The sequence below is a fragment of the Streptomyces sp. NPDC002886 genome, assembly GCF_042888445.1.
Classification (GTDB): domain Bacteria; phylum Actinomycetota; class Actinomycetes; order Streptomycetales; family Streptomycetaceae; genus Streptomyces.
On sequence record NZ_JBIAPV010000002.1, the window covers coordinates 174,069 to 197,054 of the forward strand.

Genomic DNA, 22,986 nt, shown 5'->3' on the forward strand with positions numbered 1-22,986 from the left:
GCCATTCCGACGACTGTGACGCATCAGATTTCCTGCCTTCCGGAAGGGTCCACGGGCGTTGCACCCGTACCGGAAACAACGCCGTAACCCCATTCGGGTTATAGCGCCGGTAGGCATTTCACTCCATCGTGTACTGGGTAATCCCTACTTCATGACTCGCCCGTTGCTCCTCCTCGACGTGGACGGCCCCCTCAACCCCTTCCGGTCCCGCCTCGCCGGGCTCCGCGGATACACCAGCCACCGGATGCGTCCGAGCATCTGGCTGTCCTACCGCGCACCGGAATCCCGCAGTGCCCGGCGCGGTGTGCGGGTGCGCCTGCACCCCACCCACGGCGCCCGGTTGCTGGCCCTGCCCTACGAACTCGCCTGGGCCACCGCCTGGACGCACGAGGCCAACACCCTGATCTCCCCGCACATCGGACTACCGGCTGATCTTCCCGTCATCGAATGGCCGGAGCCCTTCGGCCGCGACCCCGACGGCCTCTTCTGGAAGACGCGACCCCTCCTGGAATGGGCGGCCGGCCGCCCCTTCGCCTGGGTCGACGACCTGATCACCCCCCGGGACCGCGACTGGGTCGCCGCCCATCACCCGGCCCCCGCCCTGCTCCTGCGCATCCACCCCCGCCACGGCCTGCGCCCGCAGGACTTCGTCACCCTGGACCGCTGGGCGGCCGGGCTCAGCCCAGCAGGGCCGTGACCGGATCCGGGGAGGCCGGGCGGCCCGTGGGCCACCAGTCGTCGTCGCCCAGGCGGTTCTCGTACGCGTACCAGAGGCCGTCCCGGCCCAGCCGGAGCTGCTGGTGGGAGCCGGTGAGCCGGTTCCGGTCAGGGCGGAACGAGCCCTGGGCGGCGGCGAGGAGGGCCGGGCGGGCCCGGTCGAAGGGGCCGGCGGGCGGGGCCCAGGGCTCTTCGAGGGTGAGCAGGGCGGGCAGACCGCCCTGCCGCCAGGCGGCGGCTCCCCGGGCCAGGTCGGTGGTGCTGCGTCCCGTGGCGCGGGCCAGCTCGCGGTAGAGGGTGCGGGCGGCGCCGGTCAGCCCGGCCGTGGGGTGGGCCGAGGCCAGCCGGACGGCGTCCTGCCAGCGGCTCAGCCCGGCCATCGGATCCTCACCGGTGCGCAGGAGCGCCAGGGCGCGGGCGGCCGCGTCCGCGGCGAGCTGGTCCAGGGCCAGCGGGTCCGGGGCCGCCGGGTCGGACGGGTACGCGGGCGGCATCCCGACGGAGGACGGCGCCGGCAGCGGAGCGGGCAGCGGGGGCAGGACCGTGCGGACGAGCGCGGCGCGGGCCGCGACGCCGGGGAAGTCCGGTGCCCCGTCGGGCTGTTCGCGCGCGGCGTGGGCGGCGTTACGGCGGGTGAGTTCCTCCAGCAGCTCCCGCTCACCACGGCCGCGCAGCAGGAGCAGCACGAAGGGGTCGGCGTCCAGGAGCCGGGCCGCGCGGTAGCACAGGGCCGCGGCGTGCTTGCAGGGCGGCCGGCCCACGTCCGGGCAGGAGCAGCGCGGCACCAGCTCCCCGGCGCCGGGCAGGACCGACTCGGAGAGGGACTCCGGGACCTCGCGCTCCAGCAGCGCGGCGAGCGCCGTCGGATCGGCCACGACCGATTCCAGCAGCTCGCGCCACTCGGCGTCCGAGAAGGCGGGCAGGGACAGTTCGGTGCGGTACGGCCGCGGCCGGCTGCCCCGTACGTAGGCCACGATCCGGCCCGGGGTGATGGTGACGGCGTCGACGTGCCCCTCGGCGGCGTACGTCCGGCCCCGGATCAGACGGGCGTCGTCGCGGGCCACCGCCTCCAGGGCGGAGACCCAGGCCCGGCCCCACCAGCTGACGGCCTCCACGCCCGGCGGCACGGTCTCGAAGGTGCGGCGGCGGTCGTCGCGTGCGGTGATCATCCGGGCCTGCGCAGGGAGACGAGGTCGGCCAGTTCGCGGTCGGTGAGCTCGGTCAGTGCCGTCTCGCCGGAGCCGAGGACGGCGTCGGCCAGGGCCCGCTTCGCCTCCAGCATCTCGGCGATGCGGTCCTCGACGGTGCCTTCGGCGATGATGCGGTGGACCTGGACGGGCTGGGTCTGGCCGATGCGGTAGGCGCGGTCGGTGGCCTGTTCCTCGACGGCCGGGTTCCACCAGCGGTCGTAGTGGATGACGTGCCCGGCGCGGGTGAGGTTGAGGCCGGTGCCGGCCGCCTTGAGGGAGAGCAGGAACACGGGCACCTCGCCCGCCTGGAAGCGGTCCACGAGCTCCTCGCGACGCGGCACGGGCGTGCCCCCGTGCAGGAGTTGGTGGGAGATCCCGCGCGCGGTCAGGTGGCGCTCGATGAGCCGGGCCATCGTCACGTACTGCGTGAAGACCAGCACCGAGCCGCCCTCGGCCAGGATCGTGTCGAGCAGCTCGTCGAGCAGGGCCAGCTTCCCGGAACGGTGCGCGATCCGGGGCTCGGCTTCCTTCGAGCCGTGCTCCTTCAAATACTGGGCGGGGTGGTTGCAGATCTGCTTGAGCGAGGCCAGCAGCTTCATGATCATTCCGCGCCGCTCGATGCCCTCGCTCGCGCCGATCACGGCCATCGCCTCGTCCACCGCGGCCTGGTAGAGGGAGGCCTGCTCGCGGGTGAGGGACACGGGGTGGTCGGTCTCCGTCTTCGGCGGCAGTTCGGGCGCGATCCCGGGATCGGACTTCTTGCGCCGCAGCAGGAACGGCCGGACCAGCGCGGCCAGTCGGGCGACCGCGGCCTCGTTGCCCCCGTCCTCCTCCGTCTGGTGCTCCACGGGCCGGGCGTGCCGGGCCCGGAAGGCGGTGAGCGGGCCGAGCAGTCCGGGCGTGGTCCAGTCGAGGAGCGCCCACAGCTCGGAGAGGTTGTTCTCCACCGGGGTGCCGGTCAGCGCCACCCGGGCGGGCGCCGGGATCGTGCGCAGCGCCTTCGCGGTCGCCGAGTGCGGGTTCTTGACGTGCTGGGCCTCGTCCGCGACGACCATGCCCCAGGGCTGTTCGGCCAGCCGGGCCGCTCCCGCGCGCATGGTTCCGTAGGTGGTGAGGACGAATCCCCCGGCGCCTTCGCCGGTCAGTCCTTCGAGGCTGCGGCCGGCTCCGTGGAAGCGGCGCACCGGCGTACCGGGGGCGAACCTCTCGATCTCCCGCTGCCAGTTGCCCAGCAGCGAGGCCGGGCAGACCACCAGCGTCGGCTCGGGGCGGGCGCGGTGCAGGTGGAGCGCGATCAGGGTGACGGTCTTGCCCAGGCCCATGTCGTCGGCGAGGCAGCCGCCGAGTCCGAGCGAGGTCATCAGGTCCAGCCAGGCCAGCCCGCGGGCCTGGTAGTCGCGCAAGGTGGCCTTGAGCCCGGCCGGCTGGGGCAGCGGGGCCAGCTCCCCGGTCAGCCGGTCCCGCAGGGCGGCCAGCGCCCCCACGGGCACCGCGGCCACCGGCTCCCCCTCGACCTCGGCCGTCCCCGTCAGTACGGCCGCCAGCGCGTCCACCGGGTCCAGCAGACCCAGCTCCCGCTTGCGCGCCTTGCGCACCAGCTCCGGATCGACCCGCACCCACTGGTCGCGCAGCCGCACCACGGGCCGGTGGGCCTGCGCGAGCGCGTCCATCTCCCCCGGGGTGAGCCGGTCCCCGCCGAGCGCCAGCTCCCAGGAGAACGCGAAGAGGTGCTCGGCGTCGAAGAACGCGGTGCCGTCGGTGGCGGAACCGGGCGCGGTGGACCGTACGACCGCGGTCGCGGACAGCGTACGAGCCAGCTCTCGCGGCCAGTGGACCGGGACTCCGGCCTCCGCGAGCCGCGTCGCGGCGCGGCCCAGCAGGTCTTCCAGCTCGGGGTCCGAGAGGGCCAGCACATCGGGGACCGGCTGGTCCAGCAGCCGCAGCAGCGGCGGCCAGACCCGGGCCGCCCGGCGCAGCGCGAGCACGGCGTCGATCCGGGCGCGGGGCCCGAAGCCGGCCGCGGCGGCGCCCGCCCAGAGCATCGCGGCGTCGGTGACCAGGGTCGGGTCGGCGAGGCTGTGCACCTGGACGACGGCGGCCCCGGCACGGCGCACGTCCTGCCCCGGCTCCGCTCCACTCGCCGCCTCGCTCTCCGACTCGTCGAAGAGGCGGAAGGAGGACAGGTCGAGGCGCAGCGAGATCCCGACTCCGGTGTCCGCGCCCGAGGCGACCTGCGCGGCCCAGTCCCGTATCCCCGGGACCTGCTGCGGTGCGCGGGCCGCGAAGGGGCGGCCCGCGGCGAAGGCCGCGGCGGGGGTCCGGGGCAGGCTGTCGGCGACGGCGTCGAGGAACGCCCTGACCAGTGCCTCCGGTTCGGGCAGCTGGAGCGGACGGCGGCCGGCGAGCGGAGTGGCGTACCCCTCGTGGGGCAGGGCGGCGGCGACCGCCCGCAGATGCGCGATGTCCTCGGCGTCCAGGGGCCCGGCCCGCCAGGCGTCGACCCCGTCGGGGGTCAGCCCGGGCAGCAGCCGGCCCCGCGCGGCGAGGGACAGCGCCTGGACCGCGGCGGTCCCCCAGGCACGGGTCGCGGGATGCGCGAAGGCCGCACGGGCCGCGCGCACCAGCACGGGCAGGGCGGCGGTGACGGTCAGCGTGACGGCGGGCACCGTGCGGGTACGCACCCCCTCGCCATGGGGCCGCACCACCTGAAGCGCGTCCGCGACGCCTTCGGCGGGCAGCGGGTCCCCGTCGGGCGCCCAGAACGCGATGCGGCTCTCGCGGGGCACGGCGGCGGGCAGGAACACGGCCGCGTGCCGCGACAGCACGGACCCGGCGCCTGCCGATTTCCCCGGCGCGCGCGACGTCGTCGGCATGTCCATCGTGTTCCCCCTCTCCTGCCCCGAGTCTAGGCGGGCCCACTGACAATCCCGCTGAGCTGCACGTTTCCCGAGGCTCGGGGGCGAGCTCCCGCGCCGTGGTGGCCCCGGCGGCGGGGTGGGCGGGTGCGGCCGGTGGCACCCTGCGGGGCGCAGTCCCCTACCCGCCCTTCGCCCCTTCCCCGGGAACGGCCCCGCAGGGCGCAGCGCCCGCGCCCGGCCGCGGAGCCGTTCAGCGGCCCCAGCGGCCCTGCTCGTGGGCGTAGCCGTACACCGGGCGGTTCGAGGAGACGGCGGAGACGCGCCACGGGCGGCCGGACTCGTCGAGGCGGAGGGTGCCGGAGCCCTTGGGGCCGCTCCAGCGGAGGTCCAGGTACCAGTCGCAATCGCATCCGGTGCTGCTCGCCACCACGCGCAGGACGGCCGGTTCCGCGGCCGAGACCCTGAACGGGAAGGCGGGGGCCTCGATCTTCTCCCCCTGGTCGTTCCCGGCCACCGGCCGGGCCAGCGGGCGTGGCGCGTCGAGGTTGACCGTGAATCCGGCCGGGGTGAGCCCACCCCCGCAGCCCTGCGACATCTGATAGACGTTCCACGGCAGGGGCCCCCGTCGCGCGGCCACCCGTACCTCCAGATCCTCCAGGACCACCGGGTCCGGACCCGTGCCCAGCAGGGTCACCTCCACGATCTGGGTCCCCGCGTGGACGGCCCCGCGCCCGGCCGCCCACGCGGGCGCGTCCGCCTCCACCGGTGGCGGGGGCACCGCCGAGGGTGCCTGCCCCGAGAGGTACGCGTGGTCGCAGCCCGCCGCCCACACGTGCGACCGTACGGCTGCCCGCAGGGGCGCGGCCGCGGGCGAGGGGCCACCCGTCGGCGTGGGCCGCCCGGCCGGCGCTCCCGTCGGCGCTCCCGCCGCCGGGCCGGTCCCGGTCGCCGTCGGGGTCGCCGCGGGCCCGGTCGCTCCCGACTCCGTCGGCACGGCCTCCGATGCCGCCGGGCCGGTCGCCGCCCCGCTCCCCGTGGCCCCTGGCCCCGGACCCGTACCCGGAGCGGCCACCGTCGGTCCGGCCTGCGGTGCCCGGCGGTCCGCACCCGCGGGCGGAAGCCATCCGACGCCCACGGCCAGGGCCACGACCGCGGCCGCCGCCACCACGGCCAGCAGCGGGCGGCGCCCGGACCGGCGCGGCGGAGGCGGCAGCTCCGGTGCCGGTGCCGGTCCCGGCACCGGAGCTGCCGCCTCCGGCTCCGGCTCCTGATCCGCCCGGTCCGCCTCACCCGCGGGTTCCGCCTCCACCACCGCGACCGCCCGCCGCCGCGCGTCCGCCAGCAGCCAGGCCCGGTGCAGTTCCACCGCCTCCGTCGGCGTCGCCGCGCAGGCCCGCGCGAAGCGGTCGACCACCACGAACTCGGCGGGCAGCGCCTCCCCGCTGCAGTACCGGTGCAGGGTCGACGTGCTCGTGTGGAGGGCGCGGGCGAGAGTCCCGTAGCTCTGCCCGCTCCGCTCCTTCAATTCCCTCATCGACCGGGCGAACGCCTGCGCCTCGGCCGATCTCCCCGTCCCGGAGTTCCGTTCCATGCCAAGGATGTTCCCGCAGCTGAGGGTACGTACGGCCGTTCCATTGTCCCGAGTTGGTCCCGAACCGTCGCCCCGGGCCCGGGACGGGGTACAGCCTTCTCCAGACGCACACCAAGACGAGCCTCACGGGGAGAACCGACCATGTTCCGACGCACCGCCCGGGCCACCCGCACCGCCGCCGCACTCGCGGCCACCGCGGCCGCCGCCACCGCCCTCGTCCTCACCGCCTCCACCACCTCCTCGGCCGCGGTCACCGCGCCCGGGTTCCTGGCCGGAGCCGACCTGCCCCCGCACCCCGGCTCCGCCTGGTACGCCGGGAAGGTCACCAAGGGGCTGCCCGAGTTCGCTCCGTTCTGCGTGGACGGCGTGCTGCCCGCCACCGGGAGCTGGTACCGCGACTTCTCCACCGAGTTCGACACGGGCGCGGTACAGGTGTCCGTACGCACGTCCTCCAGCGCCGCGGCCATCAAGCTCAAGGCGGCCCTGGAGCACAAGGTGGCGGCCTGCGCCGCCGACTGGCTGCGCGAGACCCCGGGCGGCACGGCCTCCTGGCAGGACTACGGGAAGATCAGCGTCGAGGAGGGCGCCCACGTCTACGGGGTGCACACCTCCATCCCGGAGTCCGAGCCCGGCGTGCACCTGTACGGCATCGGGCGCGACGGCTCCACCGTGACCGTCGTGAAGTGGGGGCAGATGGGCAACCTGAGCCACGCCCCCGTCGCGGCCTTCAAGAAGACGACCGTCAAGGCCGTGAACAAGCTCAACCCCTGACGCGTCGCGCCCCCAGTGGGACCATGGAAGGGACCGAGAGCGGGGGCGACGGCGTAGAGGCGGCGATGGCCATGCGCACCGGAAACGAGCCGGCGACCGCCCGCAGCGCGCTGCGGCTGCGGTTCTGGCTGAGCCTGTGGGGGCTGGTCTGGTCCGGCGCCGGGGCGGCGGCGTTCTCGCTCGCCGCCCGGCCCGGATGGGCCGCGGCCTGCGCCGCCGTCGCCCTGCTCGCGGCCGTGGACCTGGCCGTGGTGCTCCGCCACATCCACCAGGGCCCGCACTACCAGCCGGGCCGCGACGTCCCGCCGTACGAGCCCCCCGGGCGCTAGGCCGTCCCTTTCGGATCTTGCCGGGCCGGCTACTTCTCGAAGCGGGCCGCCGCCAGGTAGTCCGGCTGGGGGTCCAGGGCGGCCGCGAGGCGGAAGTGCTTGCGGGCCTGGTCCGGCCGGCCGGCGCGCTGGTGGGTGCGGGCCAGCGCGAAGTGGGCGAACGCGTTGTCGGGCTCCCGCTCCAGCACGATCTCGAACTCCAGCTCCGCCGGCCGCAATTGGGCAGCGGCGAAGAAGGCCCGGGCGCGCAGCAGCCGGGCCGCCGTGTTCTCCGGGTGGGCGGCTATGACCGAGTCGAGCAGCTTCACCGCACCGCGCGGGTCGCGCGCTGCGAGGAGCTGCTCCGCGGCCCGGTAGTCGATGACGTGCGTCTCGGGCGACGAGGACCGCGGGGGCGGCGGGAGCTGCGGCGTGGTGTCGGACACGGTCTGTTCCTTCCCTCTACAGGCGCGTTCAACGCCCCGCGCACCGCCCTCTATTCCGTCAGCCGAGTCGCTCCCCGAGTCGGGCGTACGGCTCGGTGACGGCGGCGTCGGCGGCCGGGGAGACGGGGAAGAGGTTGAGGAAGGTGTGGATCAGCCCGTCGTAGGTACGGGCGAAGACGTCCACGCCCGCGTCGGTGAGGGCCTCGGCGTAGGCGTCGCCCTCGTCGCGCAGGGGGTCGCACCGGGCGGTCCCGATGACCGCGGGGGCGAGGCCGGTGAACCTCTCGGCGCGCAGCGGGGAGACCCGGAAGGAGCCGAGGACGGCGGGGTCGTCGCCCGCGTAGAGGTGCTGGAAGTCCAGGACGTCCTGGGTGCCCAGGACGTAGCCGGTGGCGTTCTCGGTGCGCGAGGGGTGGTCGCCGACGAAGTCGGTGGCGGGGTAGACCAGGAGTTGCGCGGCGAGAGGCCGTCCTTCGTCGCGGAAGGCGAGGGCGACGGCTGCGGCCAGGTTGCCTCCGGCGCTGTCACCGGCCACGGCGAGGCGGTCGCGGCGGCCGCCGTAGTCGTCGATGTGGCCGGCCACGTGCCGGGCGGAGGCGAGGCAGTCGTCATGGGCGGCGGGGAAGGGGTGATCGGTGGCCAGGCGAAGGTCGACCGCCACGACCACGGCGTGCACGTCGCGGCACATCCGCCGGGTGACGTCGTCATGGGGGTCGAGGTCGCCGGTGAGCCGGCCGCCCCCGTGGAAGAAGACCACCGTGGGCACGGGTCCGTCCCTGTCGGGCCGGTAGACGCGGACGGGGATGCGCCCGGCGGGTCCGGGAACGGTGGTGTCCCGCACCGAGCCGACCCGGATCGGCTCCGGCGGCGCGAGGCCCGCGCCCCTCTCGCGGCTCATCGCGCGCGGCACCTCGGGATCGGTGTCGATGACCCGGGGGGCGGGGTGGGCGTTGACCTGGTCGAGCACGGCGGCGATGGACGGTTCGACGGCCATGCGCGGCACCTTTCTCCGGCGGGACGCGCCCAGAACGCTCGCGTTCCTCCGGCGGGACGCGCCCAGAACGCTCGCGGCGCGGCGGTCGGGCTCCGTGTCTCGCATCGTCCGGTCACGCCGCGGACGCCGCCACCGGAAGCGGCCGCCGGGCTCCGGCCCGCGCCGCCCTCTCGGGAGGGCGGCGGCGGTGGGAAACGGCTCCTGCCGCCCGTCACCGGTCAGCCATCACCCGACACCCGTCCCGTCACCCAGCGCGCCTGTCACGCCCCGGCGCCCGCCGACCGCGCCGTGAGTTCCTCCCACACCATGCGCACCTGCGGCTCCAGCGCCGCCAGCGGCCCGTCGTTGTCGATCACGAGCGTGGCCACGGCCAGCCGCTGTTCCCGCGTGGCCTGCGCGGCCATCCGGGCCCGGGCCTCCGACTCCTCCATGCCCCGCAGCCCCGTCAGCCGGGACAGCTGCGTGGCGGGCGCCGCGTCCACGACGACGACCAGGTCGTACAGCGGCGCGAGCCCGTTCTCCGCGAGCAGCGGTACGTCGTGCACCACGATCGCGTCGGGCCCCGCGGCGGCCTCCAGCTCGGCGGACCGGGCCCCGACCAGCGGGTGCACGATCGCGTTGAGGGTGCGCAGCTTCTCGGGGTCCGCGAACACGATCGACCCCAGCTTCGGCCGGTCCAGCCCGCCCTGCGGATCCAGTACGGACTCCCCGAAGGCGGCCACCACCGCCGCGAGCCCGGGCGTACCCGGCTCCACGACCTCCCGCGCGATCCGGTCGGCGTCCACGACCACCGCCCCGTACCCCGCCAGCAGCCGCGAGACCTCGCTCTTGCCGGCGCCGATTCCGCCTGTCAGGCCAACTTTCAACATGCCCGGCAGACTAACCCCCGCGCCCTGGGCCCCGTACGGGCCCCCGGCGTTCCGCCCCCGCCGTTCCTCAGCCCTCGCCCTCGCGCTCCGCCAGGAACCGCTCGAATTCGAGGCCGATCTCGTCCGCCGACGGAATCTCCGCGGGCTCCGCGATCATGTTGCCCCGGGTCTCGGCGCCTGCCGCCGCGTCGTACTGGTGCTCCAGCCCCTGCACCAGGCTGACCAGCTCCTCGTCGCCCTCCCGGATCTGCCGGTCGATCTCCGTCTGCGTCCGGTGCGCCTCGGTGCGCAGCGCGTGCGCGACCGACGGCAGGACCAGCCCCGTGGCGGCGGTGATCGCCTCCAGGGCGGTCAGCGCGGCGTCGGGATACGGGGAGCGCGCCACGTAGTGCGGTACGTGGGCGGCGACGCCCAGCACGTCGTGCCCGGCCTGACCGAGGCGGAACTCGACCAGCGACTCGGCGCTGCCGGGGACCTGCGCCTCGTCGAAGGGGCTGCGGTGGCCCGGCATGAGGTCGGTCCGGTTGCCGTGCGGGGTGATCCCGACGGGCCGGGTGTGCGGGACGCCCATGGGGATGCCGTGGAAGTTGACGGAGAGCCGCACGCCCAGGCGCTCGACGATCTGCCGGACGGCGACGGCGAAGCGCTCCCACTCCACGTCCGGCTCGGGGCCGGACAGCAGCAGGAAGGGCGCGCCCGTGGCGTCCTGGACGAGGCGCACTTCCAGCAGGGGCTCCTCGAACTCCGTCCAGTGGTCGCGCTGGAAGGTCAGCAGCGGACGGCGTGCCCGGTAGTCCACCAGGCGGTCCGCGTCGAACCGGGCCACGACCTGGTGGGGCAGCGAGTCGAGCAGCCGCTCGACGATCTGCTCGCCGGTCTCACCCGCGTCTATGTACCCCTCGAAGTGGTAGAGCATGACCAGCCCGGCCGAGTCCTGGGCGAGCGCCAGGTCGGCCACCGCCAGGCCCTTGGCGTCCCATTCGTACAAACCCTGTGGATCAAGCACCGCCACCACTCCTCCTCCGCCGCGTTCCCTGGCAAGAACGTCCAAGGACCCGTGACCATTCCCCAGTTGACGGTATTCACGAGGCGGTGTTCACCGGAAGACGGCACATGCGGCTCGACGCCGCACCACGAGGCCCCACAACGCGGTAAGGCCCGCCCCCCTGAGGGGACGGGCCTTACCGGTGAAGATCAGCTCGGCTCGCGCCGTGCTGCTGCGATCAGCTCTGGCCGCCGGCCAGCTTCTCGCGGAGCGCGGCGAGGGCCTCGTCGGACGCCAGGGCGCCAGAGGTCTCGTCGGCACCCTCGGAGGAGTACGAACCACCCGAGATGCCCGCACCGGCGCTGCTGCTGCTGCCCGCGGCCGGAGCGGCCGCACCCTCGGCAGCGGCGGCCTCGTCGGCCTCGCGGCTCTTGATGACCTGGGCCTGGTGCTGCTCGAAGCGCGTCTGCGCCTCGGCGTACTGGCCCTCCCAGGCTTCGCGCTGCTTGTCGAAGCCCTCGAGCCAGTCGTTGGTCTCGGGGTCGAAGCCCTCGGGGTAGATGTAGTTGCCCGCGTCGTCGTACGAGGCAGCCATACCGTAGAGGGTCGGGTCGAACTCGACCGAGGCCGGGTCGGCACCGAAGGACTCGTTGGCCTGCTTCAGGGACAGCGAGATCCGGCGACGCTCGAGGTCGATGTCGATGACCTTGACGAAGATCTCGTCGTTGACCTGGACGACCTGCTCCGGGATCTCCACGTGGCGCTCGGCCAGCTCGGAGATGTGGACCAGACCCTCGATGCCCTCGTCCACGCGGACGAACGCACCGAACGGAACCAGCTTGGTGACCTTACCCGGGACGACCTGACCGATCTGGTGCGTCCGGGCGAACTGCTGCCACGGGTCTTCCTGCGTCGCCTTCAGCGACAGGGAGACGCGCTCGCGGTCCATGTCGACGTCGAGAACCTCGACGGTGACTTCCTGGCCGACCTCGACAACCTCGGACGGGTGGTCGATGTGCTTCCAGGACAGCTCGGAGACGTGGACGAGACCGTCGACGCCACCCAGGTCCACGAAGGCACCGAAGTTGACGATCGAGGAAACGACGCCGGAGCGGACCTGACCCTTCTGCAGGGTGGTGAGGAACGTCTGGCGAACCTCGGACTGGGTCTGCTCGAGCCAGGCACGGCGGGACAGGACCACGTTGTTGCGGTTCTTGTCCAGCTCGATGATCTTCGCCTCGAGCTCCTTGCCCACGTAGGGCTGGAGGTCGCGGACGCGACGCATCTCGACGAGGGAGGCCGGCAGGAAGCCGCGGAGGCCGATGTCGAGGATGAGACCACCCTTGACGACCTCGATGACGGTACCGGTGACGATGCCGTCTTCTTCCTTGATCTTCTCGATCGTGCCCCAGGCGCGCTCGTACTGCGCGCGCTTCTTGGACAGGATGAGACGGCCTTCCTTGTCCTCCTTCTGGAGAACAAGAGCCTCGATCTCGTCGCCGACCTTGACGACCTCGTTCGGGTCGACATCGTGCTTGATCGAGAGCTCGCGGCTCGGGATCACGCCCTCGGTCTTGTAACCGATGTCGAGGAGGACCTCGTCACGGTCGACCTTCACGATGACGCCGTCGACGATGTCGCCGTCGTTGAAGTACTTGATCGTCTCGTCGATCGCGGCGAGGAACGCGGCCTCGTCACCGATGTCGTTGACCGCAACCTGCGGGGTGGTGGCGGTGGTCTCGGTGCTGCTCGTCATGTGGGTAAGGGCTCCGGTTACGGACAGAAAGTCGTAGGTACTGCTACGCCGGGAGCCCTTATCGGCATCTGCCGAAGAAGCCGGACAGCCAAGGAAGCCCCAGTTCCGCGAAATGCGGGGTGGGGGCCTCGAAAACCGAGGGGACATCAACAGATACAAGCGCAGCCTGCTAGGTCTGAGGAGCACAGGCTCGCAGCGCAACTTGTAGCATACGGGGGCAGCCGGACAGGGTCAATGCGCGAAGGCGCACACCCCGGGCGGATCACCGCACAACCGGCACAATTAACGGGCGGGCAGGCGCCGATGGCCCTTCCAGCCCGCTTTCCGCAGACATTCGCAGACTACGACGACGGGCCCCATGAACCAAGAGGACTGCGCCCCCGAAGAGGCGTACGAAGCCGGATCCGACGCCGAGGACGATTCCGAGGCCACGCGGCGTGACGCGGGGGAAGCGGAGAGCAGCCGGGCCAGCCGGGGCTGGTGGGACCGCAACGCCGACGAGTACCAGAGCGAGCACGGAGCGTTCCTCGGCGACGACCGCTTCGTGTGGGGCCCCGAGGGCCTGGACGAGGCGGAGGCCGCCCTGCTCGGCCCCGTCGCCTCCCTCAAGGGCAAGGACGTCCTGGAGATCGGCGCCGGCGCCGCCCAGTGCTCGCGCTGGCTGGCCGCCCAGGGCGCCCGCCCGGTCGCCCTGGACCTCTCCCACCGCCAGCTCCAGCACGCCCTGCGCATCGGCGAGGACGTCCCCTTGGTCGAGGCCGACGCGGGGCGCCTGCCCTTCCGCGACGGCTCCTTCGACCTCGCCTGCTCCGCCTACGGCGCCGTCCCCTTCGTCGCCGACCCCGTGAACGTCATGCGCGAGGTGCGCCGCGTCCTGCGCCCCGGCGGCCGCTGGGTCTTCTCCGTCACCCATCCCGTCCGCTGGGCCTTCCCCGACGAACCGGGCCCCGAGGGGCTGTCCGTCGCCGCCTCCTACTTCGACCGCACCCCGTACGTCGAGCAGGACGAGCAGGGCCGCGCCGTATACGTGGAGCACCACCGCACCCTCGGCGACCGGGTACGGGACGTGGTCGCGGGCGGCTTCCGCCTCCTCGACCTGGTCGAGCCGGAATGGCCCGCCTGGAACAGCCAGGAGTGGGGCGGCTGGTCCCCCCTGCGCGGCAACCTCATCCCCGGTACGGCGATCTTCGTGTGCGAGCGGGACTGAGCCGGTGACGGGACAGCGCGCGATCCGCACGGCCGACCTCGACTCCCTTCCCGTACGGGAAGCCCTGCCCGCGCTCGTCTCGGCGCTGGACGCCCACGGGGCCGCCGTGCTCTGTGCCCCGCCGGGCACCGGCAAGACCACGCTGGTGCCCCTGGTGCTCGCGGGGCTGGTGGGGGGCGGGCCGCGCCGCCGGGTCGTGGTCGCCGAGCCCCGCCGGATCGCCGCCCGCGCGGCGGCCCGGCGGATGGCCTGGCTGCTCGGCGAGCAGGTCGGCGCCTCGGTCGGCTTCACGGTGCGCGGTGAGCGGGTGGTCGGGCCGTCCACCGTGATCGAGGTGGTCACCACCGGGGTGCTGCTCCAGCGGCTCCAGCGGGACCAGGAGCTCTCCGGGACCGACCTGGTGATCCTGGACGAGTGCCACGAGCGGCACCTGGACGCCGACACGGTCGCCGCCTTCCTCCTGGACGTACGGGAAACCCTGCGCCCGGAGCTGCGGCTCCTCGCGGCGTCGGCCACCACGGACGCGGCCGGATGGGCCCGCCTGCTGGGGGACGCACCCGTCGTGGAGGCCGCCGGAGTGTCCCATCCGGTGGAGACCGTGTGGGCCCCGCCGGCCCGCCCGGTGCGGCCGCCGCACGGGATGCGGGTGGATCCGGCGCAGCTGACGCACGTGGCCTCGGTGGTGCGGCGGGCGCTGGCGGAACGTTCCGGCGACCTCCTGTGCTTCCTGCCCGGCGTCGGTGAGATCGCCCGGGTCGCCGGGCAGCTCGGCTCCGTCGACGCGGAGGTCCTCCAGATACACGGCCGCGCTCCGGCCGCCGTCCAGGACGCGGCGCTGTCCCCCGCCCCGCACCGCCGGGTCATCCTGTCCACCGCCGTCGCGGAGTCCAGCCTGACCGTGCCCGGCGTACGGATCGTCGTGGACTCGGGGCTGGCCCGCGAACCCCGGGTCGACCACGCCCGGGGCCTGGGAGCGCTGGCCACCGTACGGGCGTCCCGCGCGGCCGGCCGCCAGCGCGCGGGCCGGGCCGGGCGCGAGGCCCCGGGCACGGTGTACCGCTGCTGGGCCGAAGCGGAGGACGGCCGGCTGTCCGCGTACCCCTCCCCCGAGATCCGGATCGCGGACCTCGCGCAGTTCGCCCTGCAGGCCGCCTGCTGGGGCGACCCGGACGCGACCGGCCTGGCCCTGCTGGATCCGCCGCCGGCCGGAGCGATGGCCGCCGCGCGGGAGGTTCTCCTTGCCGTGGGCGCGGTCTCCCCGGCGGGGCAGCCCACCCCCCGGGGTGCCCGGATGGCCCGCCTCGGCCTGCATCCACGGCTGGCCCGGGCCCTGCTCGACGGCTCCGCCGCGCTGGGGCCCCGGCGGGCGGCGGAGCTGGTGGCCCTGCTCAGCGAGGAGCCGCCGCGGGAGTACGGAGACGACCTGGCCGCGGCCTGGCGCCGCGCCCGCGCGGGCGGCGACCCGTACGCATCGCGCTGGCGCGCGGAAGCCAAGCGCCTGGAGCGCGCTGCTTCGGAGGGGCACCCCGCGCGGCTCTCCCTGCCCGACGACGCCGCCGCCGGGCTCGTGGCAGCGTTGGCGTTTCCGGAGCGGGTCGCCAAGGCCAAGGGTCAGGGGGCCTTCCTCATGGCCTCCGGGACCGGGGCCGAGCTCGGCGAGGGGTCAGGGATGCGCAGCGCGCCCTGGCTGGCCGTCGCGGTCGCCGACAGGCCACCGCACTCGGCGTCCGCCCGCGTCCGGCTCGCCGCCCTCCTGGACGAGGACACGGCCCGCACGGCCGCGGGCCAGTTGTTCCGCGAGGGCGAAGAGGTGCACTGGGAGGACGGCGACCTCGTGGCCCGCAGGGTCACCCGGCTCGGCGCCATCGAGCTCGCCGAGCGCCCCCTGCGCAACCCCGACCGCGCCCTCGTCAGGGCCGCACTGATCGAGGGCCTCCGCGCCGAGGGGCTCGGCCTGCTGCGCTGGACCCCGGACTCGCAGGCGCTGCGGGCCCGGCTCGGCTTCCTGCACCGCACGCTCGGCCCGCCCTGGCCCGATGTGGCGGACGACGCGGAGTTGCTGGAGCGGGCCGACGACTGGCTGGAGCCCGAGCTGTCGCGGGCCCGCCGCCGCTCCGACCTCGGGCGGATCGAAGCCGGGCAGGCACTGAACCGGCTGCTCCCCTGGGCCACCGGGGAGGCCGCCCGGCTCGACGAGCTGGCCCCGGAGCGGATCGAGGTGCCGAGCGGCTCCAGGATCCGCGTCGACTACGCCGCCGAGCACGGACAGCCCGTACTCGCCGTAAAGCTCCAGGAGCTGTTCGGGCTGGCGCAGACCCCGCGGGTCGCGGGGGTGCCCGTACTCGTCCATCTCCTGTCGCCCGCCGGCCGGCCCGCCGCGGTCACCGCCGATCTGGCGTCCTTCTGGCAGGGCGGCTACCGCGCCGTCCGCGCCGAACTGCGCGGCCGCTACCCCAAGCACCCGTGGCCCGAGGACCCGGCGACCGCCGAGCCCACCCGGCACACCAACGCCCGGCTCAAGCGGTGAACGGCTCCCCCTCGCGGGGGCGCCGGCCGCGGGCCTCCAGCCAGAGCGCGAGAGCGAAGAGCGCGAGCCCGCCGGCCGCCAGCCCGATCGGCGCGTACGTGTGCAGCGCCAGGACCATGGTCCGGTTCGACTTGACCAGGTCGACGGTGTAGTCGCTGTAGTCCTCGCGGATCTTCACGTGCCCGGCGAAGACGGTGAGCTTCCCGTCGGGCGCGCTGCCGGCGATGCTCCCGCCGCGCATCTCCTGCTGGATCTCCTGCTCGGCGTTGACGGGCGCTCCGGTCACCGGGTCCACCCAGAACATCGCCTTGGTCGTGTACCAGAGGCTGGTTCCGGTGGTCTGCTCGAACGTCGCCGGGTCGATGCCATCGAACGGCATCTTCTTCGGCAGCCCGACCTTCGTCCACGGCACGGTCTGCTCGAAGTAGTAGACGTCCACGCCCTTGAACTTGCGCGGACCCACGTAGTGGATCGGCGAGGAGGTACGGGTCTGCGCGTCGAAGTAGAGGTAGTCGCGCGGCTCGGTGAAGAACGGCCACTTGAACTCGATGCCCTCGCGCTTGACCGGGTCCCCGTCCACGGCCTCGCCGGTGGCGTGCACCGGGTCCTGGCTGTGCGCGTCGAAGATGTAGCGCTCGGGGATCTGGGAGACCATCTTCCCGTCCGGTCCCATGATGTGGGTCAGCGTGTCCCAGACCACGACGTCCTTGCCGGCGCTCGCCTCTATCTCCTTCGAGGCCTCGACGTTGCCCTTGAGCGTCTGGACGATGGTGACCTTGTCGACCTTCTTGGGCTGCATGGTCGCGTAGTCGACGAGGGTCGCGTCCTTCGCCTCCAGCACCATCTCCTGGTACTGGCTCGGGGGGATCTTCGCGAGCTTGGGGTACGCGTACCAGCGCAGCAGCGGTGCGAGGGCTGCACAGAACACGGCTACGGCTAGCAGGACGAGGCTTGCTCTGCGTCGCATGGCCGGGCCCTCCTCTACTTTCCGGGCGCGGCGGGCGCGGTGGTGAGCAGGGGCTTCGGTGAGGTCTTGCCTTCCGGCGCCCCCGTCGCCGTGATGGCGAAGACGAGGAGCACCGCGAGGACGAGACCGCTGGCGGCGGCGACGATTGCGCGCATGCCGGGGCCTCCGGAATCTGATGGGGTGTCAGGGCGGTGGCACCGTAGCAATGCGGGTGACAGATGAGAACCGTTTGAGCCACTGCTCGCGCGGAGACCTCGCGGGGACCCCGGCTGCGCGGTGAACGGGGTCATGCCGCGGCCCGCCCCCCGAGCGGAGGGCGGGCCGCGGTGGGTGTCAGGGGGTGTTCGCGGGCGCCGGAGTACCGGCGGAGGCGGACGGCGAAGGCTTCGGCGACGGCTTGGGCGAGGGCTTCGGCGTGGGCTTCGGCGTGGGCTTCGGCGACGGGGAGACCGAAGAGGTGGGCTTCGGAGTGGGCGTCGGCGAAGGCGTGGGCTTCGGGCTCGGCGTCGGGGTCGGCGTCGGAGTCGGCGTCGGGCTCGGGGTCGGCTTCGGCGAAGGCGTCGGACTCGGCGTGGGCTTCGGGCTCGGAGTCGGGCTCGGAGTGGGCGTGGGCGTGGGCGTCGGCTTCGGCGAGGGCGTCGGACTCGGGGTCGGCGTCGGCGTCGGCGTCGGCGTCGGCGTCGGCGAAGGCGTGGGACTCGGCGTCGGGCTCGGAGTCGGCTTCGGCGAAGGGGTGGGACTCGGGGTCGGCGTGGGCTTCGGTGTCGGCTTCGGGCTCGGCTTCGGGGGCGTCACCACCGGGTTGCCCCCGCTTCCGGTACCGCTCCCGCTACCGCTGCCGCCGCCCCGGCCGTCCGGGACCTCGCGGACGCCCTTCAGGTAGTACGTGAACCACGACCGCACCGTCCGCAGGTAGGCGGAGGACTGGTTGTACGACAGCACGGCCCGGTCCAGATCCGCGTCCACCCGCAGGTCACGCGTACCGGCGCACAGGTAGCGGCCCGCCGCGAGGGCGGCATCGTGCACGTTGTGGGGGTCGCGGCGGCCGTCGCCGTTGGCGTCCTGGCCCCACGAGGCCCAGGTGGACGGGATGAACTGCATCGGCCCGATCGCACGGTCGTAGCGCGCGTCCCCGTCGTAGGCCCCGCCGTCGGTGTCCGAGATGTTCGCGAAGCCGTTGCCGTCGAGCACGGGACCCAGGATCGGCCGCAGCGTCTTGCCGGAGCTGTCGACCTGACCGCCGCGCGCCTGACCGGACTCGACCTTGCCGATCGCGGCGAGGAGCTGCCAGCGCAGCCCGCATCCGGGGTCGCTCGCGCCGACCACCCGCTCCGCGCCCCGGTACGCGGCGAGCACGCTCGCCGGTATCCCCTGGGCGCCCTCGGCCCCGCCCGTGGCCGCGGGTTCGGTGCGCGGACCGGGATCAGCGGCGGCCGGCGCACCGGTCGGCGCCGGGGTCGCGGTCACCCCGCCTTCGGGCAGCAGCACGGCCGGCGGCGCGGGGCTCACCAGTGGCGGCAGGGCGGTGAAGTAGGAGCCGTCCCCCGCGGAGCCGCCCGGCACGGGCGCGGGTTCCACGACCGGTGATGCCACGACTCCGGCCGCGACGGGCCCCTGGGAGGCGGTCAGTACGGCGGCCACGACGGCGGAGACGACCACGGCGGCCCCGCCCTTGCGCGCCACCCGGCCGAACCGCGTCGATATCCCCCACACCGCGGAGCCGCGTGCCCGTACCCGTGTCCGATCCGTCATGAGCCGGACCCCCCTCCCCCTCGACGTCCGCGTGACCCTACGTCAACTCGCTGCGCAGGGCACGCATCGCGGGCCGGAATTCACGATTTCCTCATGAGTTCCGCAGGCCGCCCATACTGGACGTACCGATCACACCGATCGCACCGGACCGCACCGGTCTGCACCAGCCGACGAGTCGACCCCGGAGACCAACTCGCCATGCCGTTCACCCTCAGCCATGCGGCCGCCGTGCTCCCGGCCGTCCGCCGCTCCGGCCGTGCGCGCGGCCCCCTCGTCGGATCGGCCCTGATCCTCGGGTCGTTCGCCCCGGACAGCTTCTACTTCGCCGACACGGTCGTCTCGGGGCTCAGGCCGTACGGCACCTTCACGCACTCCCTGCCGGGCGTTCTGACCGCCGACGCGGTCCTGACCGCCGTCCTCGCGGCGTGCTGGCTGCTGCTGCGCGAGCCGCTCATCGCCCTCCTGCCCCGCGGCCGGCAGGGCAGGGTGCACTCCTTCGTCCGCGGCGAGGAGTGGCGCGGCCGCCGACTGCCCGCGCTGGCCCTGTGGTTCTACCTCTCGGCGGTCATCGGGTCCCTGACGCACGTGGTGTGGGACGCCTTCACGCACGTCGACCGCTTCGGGACGCGCACCCTGCCGGAGCTGGGCGAGCCGCTCGCCTTCGGGCTGCCCCTCTACTCGTACCTGCAGTACGGGACTTCGGCGCTCTCGGCCTGCTTCCTGGTCTGGTTCACGGTGACCGCGCTGCGCCGGCTGCCGGACGCGCCGGCACCCGTGTCCGTCCCGGTGCTCGGCCGGACCGAGGTGGGGGGCGCGCTCGCGCTGGTCCTCGTGTGCGTGGCGGTCGGGGTCACCTTGCGCGTGCTGCGCTTCTTCACCTTCTTCGACCGGATCCGCACTCCGCTCGACATCATCCCGACCATCTGTTTCGGCGCGGGCGGCGGTCTCGTCGTGGGGCTGCTGCTGTACGGGGTCCTCGTGCGCCTGCGCGCCCGGCGACTGCGCGGCCGCTCCTCCGCGGAAGCGGACACGGACACAGAAACCGACGCAGACGCAGACACGAAAGCGCCCGTCCCCACCGCGTAGGCGGGGACGGGCGCTGTCCGGACCACAGGTGCCGGGTGACCGGCGCGGAGCGATCAGTGCGCGGCGGACTCCCAGTCGGGGCCGACGCCCACGGAGACGTCCAGCGGGGCCCGCAGGTCGACGGCGTCGGCCATCTCGCGGCGCACCAGCTCCTCCACCTGCTTCCGCTCTCCGGGCGCGATCTCCAGCACGATTTCGTCGTGGACCTGGAGCAGCATCCGCGACTTCAGCCCGGCCCCGGTGATCGCCTTGTCCACGCGCAGCATCGCGACCTTGACGATGTCGGCGGCGGTGCCCTGGATCGGGGCGTTCAGCGCCATCCGCTCGGCGGCCTCGCGGCGCTGGCGGTTGTCGCTGTTGAGGTCCGGGAGGTAGCGGCGGCGGCCGAGGATGGTCGCCGTGTAGCCGGTGGCGCGGGCCTCCTCGACCACGCGGCCCAGGTAGTCCCGGACCCCGCCGAAGCGCTCGAAGAAGGTCTCCATCAGGCCGCGGGCCTCACCGGGCTCGATGTTCAGCTGCTGGGCCAGACCGAAGGCGGAGAGCCCGTACGCCAGACCGTAGGACATGGCCTTGATCTTGCGCCGCATCTCGGCGTCGACCTCGGAGCGCTCGACGCCGAACACCTGGGAGGCGACGGTGGTGTGCAGGTCCTCGCCCGACTGGAAGGCTTCGAGCAGGCCCTCGTCCTCGGAGAGGTGGGCCATGACACGCAGTTCGATCTGGCTGTAGTCGGCGGTCATGAGGGATTCGTAGCCCTCGCCGACGACGAAGCCGCGACGGATGGCCCGGCCCTCGTCGGTGCGCACCGGCACGTTCTGCAGGTTGGGGTCGGTGGAGGACAGCCGGCCGGTCGCGGCGACGGTCTGGCTGAAGCTGGTGTGCACCCGGCCGTCGGCGGCGATCATCTTGACCAGGCCCTCGACGGTGACGCGCAGCTTGGCCTGCTCCCGGTGGCGGAGCATGATCACGGGCAGTTCGTGGTCGGTCTGGGTGGCCAGCCAGGCGAGCGCGTCGGCGTCCGTGGTGTAGCCGGTCTTGGTCTTCTTCGTCTTCGGCAGGTCCAGCTCGCCGAAGAACACCTCCTGGAGCTGCTTGGGCGAGCCGAGGTTGAACTCGTGGCCCACCGCCGCGTGCGCCTCCTTCACCGCCTGCTGCACGGCGCCCGCGAACTGCAGCTCCATGCCCTCCAGGTGGCTCCGGTCCACGGCGATGCCGGCCCGCTCCAGGCGGGCCAGCAGCTCGGAGGTCGGCAGCTCCATGTCGTGCAGCAGCTCGGTGGCCCCGACCTCGGGGAGCTTGACCGCGAAGGCGTCGCCGAGGTCCAGGACGGCGCGGGCCTGCGCCATCAGGGCTTCGGCCTCGGCGGTGTCGTCGGCGCCGAAGGCGAGCTGCCCGTCGGCGGCGGCGGGCGCCAGCTCCCGGTGCAGGTATTCCTGGGAGAGCACGTCCAGCGCGAAGGACCGGCGGCCCGGCTTGACCAGGTAGGCGGCGAGCGCGGTGTCCATGGCGATCCCGGCCAGGGTCCAGCCGTGCTCGGGGAAGACCCGCATCAGGCCCTTGGCGTTGTGCACCACCTTGGGCTTGGCGGCGTCGGCGGCCCAGGCGGCGAAGGCCCGCTCGTCGGCCTCGTCCAGCGCGGACGGCTCGAACCAGGCGGCCGCGCCGCCGGCCGAGGCCAGCGCGATCTCGGAGACGTTGCCGGTGCCGAGCGCCCAGCTGTCGACGGTGGAGATGCCGAGCGGGGTGCCCGCGTGGCTCTCCAGCCACGGCGCGAGCTCGCCGGCGCCGAGCACGGAACCGTCCAGCTCCACGGCGGCCGCGGCGGGGGCCGGGGCCTCCTGCTCGGCGGCGCCCGGGTCGACGGCGAGCAGCCGCTCGCGCAGGGAGGCGTTGCGGATCTCCAGTACGTCCAGGACACCGGTGACGGCCGTCCGGTCGTAGGGGGCGCGGGCCAGGTCGGCGGGGGTCTTGGGCAGGGCGACGTCCTTGACCATCTCGGTCAGGACCCGGTTGAGCTTCACGGCGTCCAGGTGGTCGCGGAAGTTCTGCCCGGCCTTGCCCTTGACCTCTTCGGCGCGCTCGACGAGCTCCGCGAAGGACCCGAACTGGGTGATCCACTTGGCGGCGGTCTTCTCGCCGACGCCCGGGATGCCGGGGAGGTTGTCGGACGGGTCGCCGCGCAGCGCCGCGAAGTCCGGGTACTGCTGGGGGGTGAGCCCGTACTTCTCCTCGACCTTCTCGGGCGTGAAGCGGGTCAGCTCGGAGACGCCCTTGGTCGGGTAGAGCACGGTGGTGTGCTCGGAGACGAGCTGGAAGGAGTCCCGGTCGCCGGTGACGATCAGCACGTCGAAGCCGAGGGCCTCGGCCTGCGTGGCGAGCGTCGCGATCACGTCGTCGGCCTCGAAGCCGTCGACGGCGAAGCGCGGCACGCTCATCGCGTCGAGGAGCTCGCCGATCAGCTCCACCTGCCCCTTGAACTCGTCGGGGGTCTTGGAGCGGTTGGCCTTGTACTCGGGGAACTCCGCCGAGCGCCACGTCTTGCGGGACACGTCGAACGCCACCGCGAAGTGCGTGGGCGCCTCGTCGCGCAGCGTGTTCGCCAGCATCGACGCGAACCCGTAGATGGCGTTGGTCGGCTGCCCCGTCGCGGTGGTGAAGTTCTCCGCGGGCAGCGCGAAGAACGCCCTGTACGCCAGGGAGTGCCCGTCCATGAGCATCAGGCGGGGGCGGTCCGCTGCGGTCGGCTGGTCGGTCTTCTTCGATACTGAATCTGCCACGCCCCCGATCCTAGGCCGCCGGACTGACAATTCCGGCGCCGGCCGTCACCCGGTCAGTGGACGGCCGCCCGGGTCCGCCCCCGCACGGGCCCGGCCGGCCCCTCCCCCGGGGGCTCCCCGTCCGGCTGCCCGGGGCTTCCCCACCCGGCTGCCCGCCCCCCTCCCCAGCCGGCCCGCCGATCCCT

At 73.8% G+C, this 22,986-nt stretch carries 18 protein-coding genes; 6 read left to right on the forward strand and 12 right to left on the reverse strand.

Annotation, left to right across the window (positions count from 1 at the left end; all coding sequences use genetic code 11):
- The first annotated feature begins 151 nt into the window (after positions 1-151).
- Positions 152-697: a hypothetical protein gene (locus tag ACFYYB_RS06930; protein WP_389433636.1), complete on the forward strand. Its 546-nt coding sequence runs from the start codon at positions 152-154 to the stop codon at positions 695-697.
- Here the strand turns inward: ACFYYB_RS06930 and ACFYYB_RS06935 are convergent.
- The 3 genes from ACFYYB_RS06935 to ACFYYB_RS06945 all read right to left on the reverse strand — a co-directional run bounded on the left by ACFYYB_RS06935 (position 678) and on the right by ACFYYB_RS06945 (position 6,356).
- The gene (locus ACFYYB_RS06935; RefSeq protein ID WP_389433637.1) at positions 678-1,886 is read right to left on the reverse strand and encodes an SWIM zinc finger family protein; all 1,209 of its coding nucleotides are present in this window, start codon (positions 1,884-1,886) and stop codon (positions 678-680) included. The two genes, ACFYYB_RS06930 and ACFYYB_RS06935, sit on opposite strands and share 20 nt — an antisense overlap.
- Positions 1,883-4,780 (reverse strand): DEAD/DEAH box helicase, encoded by a 2,898-nt coding sequence (locus tag ACFYYB_RS06940; RefSeq protein ID WP_389433639.1) that lies wholly within the window; start codon positions 4,778-4,780, stop codon positions 1,883-1,885. The genes ACFYYB_RS06935 and ACFYYB_RS06940 overlap by 4 nt, the downstream gene beginning before the upstream one ends.
- Positions 4,781-5,015: 235 nt before the next feature.
- Positions 5,016-6,356, reverse strand: a complete 1,341-nt coding sequence (locus tag ACFYYB_RS06945; RefSeq protein ID WP_389433640.1) for a helix-turn-helix domain-containing protein — start codon at positions 6,354-6,356, stop codon at positions 5,016-5,018.
- Between the two features lie 141 nt (positions 6,357-6,497).
- Between ACFYYB_RS06945 and ACFYYB_RS06950 the strand changes: the two genes are divergently transcribed.
- Both ACFYYB_RS06950 and ACFYYB_RS06955 read left to right on the forward strand, forming a co-directional pair.
- Positions 6,498-7,127 (forward strand): hypothetical protein, encoded by a 630-nt coding sequence (locus ACFYYB_RS06950; protein ID WP_389433641.1) that lies wholly within the window; start codon positions 6,498-6,500, stop codon positions 7,125-7,127.
- A gap of 71 nt (positions 7,128-7,198) precedes the next feature.
- Positions 7,199-7,456 (forward strand): DUF6343 family protein, encoded by a 258-nt coding sequence (locus ACFYYB_RS06955; protein WP_389434933.1) that lies wholly within the window; start codon positions 7,199-7,201, stop codon positions 7,454-7,456.
- A 29-nt stretch (positions 7,457-7,485) separates the two neighbouring features.
- Here ACFYYB_RS06955 and ACFYYB_RS06960 read toward each other — a convergent pair whose 3' ends face one another.
- From ACFYYB_RS06960 to rpsA, 5 genes are all read right to left on the reverse strand, one after another.
- Complete coding sequence (locus ACFYYB_RS06960) at positions 7,486-7,881, reverse strand: tetratricopeptide repeat protein (protein ID WP_327309492.1); 396 nt, start codon at positions 7,879-7,881, stop codon at positions 7,486-7,488.
- A gap of 58 nt (positions 7,882-7,939) precedes the next feature.
- Positions 7,940-8,875 (reverse strand): alpha/beta hydrolase, encoded by a 936-nt coding sequence (locus ACFYYB_RS06965; RefSeq protein WP_389433643.1) that lies wholly within the window; start codon positions 8,873-8,875, stop codon positions 7,940-7,942.
- A gap of 260 nt (positions 8,876-9,135) precedes the next feature.
- A complete protein-coding gene (gene coaE, locus ACFYYB_RS06970) occupies positions 9,136-9,744 on the reverse strand; it encodes a dephospho-CoA kinase (protein WP_389433645.1) in 609 nt (202 codons plus the stop codon).
- Positions 9,745-9,811: 67 nt separating this feature from the next.
- On the reverse strand, positions 9,812-10,750 hold the full coding sequence (locus tag ACFYYB_RS06975) for a PAC2 family protein (RefSeq protein ID WP_389433647.1): 939 nt from the start codon (positions 10,748-10,750) through the stop codon (positions 9,812-9,814).
- Between the two features lie 217 nt (positions 10,751-10,967).
- Positions 10,968-12,485, reverse strand: a complete 1,518-nt coding sequence (gene rpsA, locus ACFYYB_RS06980) for a 30S ribosomal protein S1 (RefSeq protein ID WP_243338283.1) — start codon at positions 12,483-12,485, stop codon at positions 10,968-10,970.
- Positions 12,486-12,843: 358 nt separating this feature from the next.
- On the opposite strand from rpsA, the gene ACFYYB_RS06985 reads away from it, so the two are divergent.
- Positions 12,844-13,692: a class I SAM-dependent methyltransferase gene (locus ACFYYB_RS06985; RefSeq protein WP_389433649.1), complete on the forward strand. Its 849-nt coding sequence runs from the start codon at positions 12,844-12,846 to the stop codon at positions 13,690-13,692.
- A gap of 4 nt (positions 13,693-13,696) precedes the next feature.
- Positions 13,697-16,219: an ATP-dependent helicase HrpB gene (hrpB, locus tag ACFYYB_RS06990; RefSeq protein ID WP_389433651.1), complete on the forward strand. Its 2,523-nt coding sequence runs from the start codon at positions 13,697-13,699 to the stop codon at positions 16,217-16,219.
- Here the strand turns inward: hrpB and ACFYYB_RS06995 are convergent.
- The 3 genes from ACFYYB_RS06995 to ACFYYB_RS07005 form a co-directional block, all read right to left on the reverse strand.
- The gene (locus tag ACFYYB_RS06995; RefSeq protein ID WP_389433652.1) at positions 16,209-17,186 is read right to left on the reverse strand and encodes a DUF3068 domain-containing protein; all 978 of its coding nucleotides are present in this window, start codon (positions 17,184-17,186) and stop codon (positions 16,209-16,211) included. The genes hrpB and ACFYYB_RS06995 overlap by 11 nt on opposite strands.
- A 14-nt stretch (positions 17,187-17,200) precedes the next feature.
- Positions 17,201-17,341 (reverse strand): SPW_0924 family protein, encoded by a 141-nt coding sequence (locus ACFYYB_RS07000; protein ID WP_254383742.1) that lies wholly within the window; start codon positions 17,339-17,341, stop codon positions 17,201-17,203.
- 178 nt (positions 17,342-17,519) lie between these two features.
- Entirely contained in the window at positions 17,520-18,938 is a 1,419-nt protein-coding gene (locus ACFYYB_RS07005; RefSeq protein ID WP_389433654.1) for a lytic transglycosylase domain-containing protein, read from the reverse strand.
- Between the two features lie 198 nt (positions 18,939-19,136).
- On the opposite strand from ACFYYB_RS07005, the gene ACFYYB_RS07010 reads away from it, so the two are divergent.
- A complete protein-coding gene (locus ACFYYB_RS07010) occupies positions 19,137-20,024 on the forward strand; it encodes a DUF4184 family protein (protein WP_389433655.1) in 888 nt (295 codons plus the stop codon).
- A gap of 53 nt (positions 20,025-20,077) precedes the next feature.
- Here ACFYYB_RS07010 and polA read toward each other — a convergent pair whose 3' ends face one another.
- Positions 20,078-22,801 carry a DNA polymerase I gene (polA, locus tag ACFYYB_RS07015; protein WP_389433657.1) on the reverse strand — a complete coding sequence of 908 codons (2,724 nt, stop codon included), beginning with the start codon at positions 22,799-22,801 and terminating at the stop codon, positions 20,078-20,080.
- Positions 22,802-22,986 lie beyond the last annotated feature (185 nt).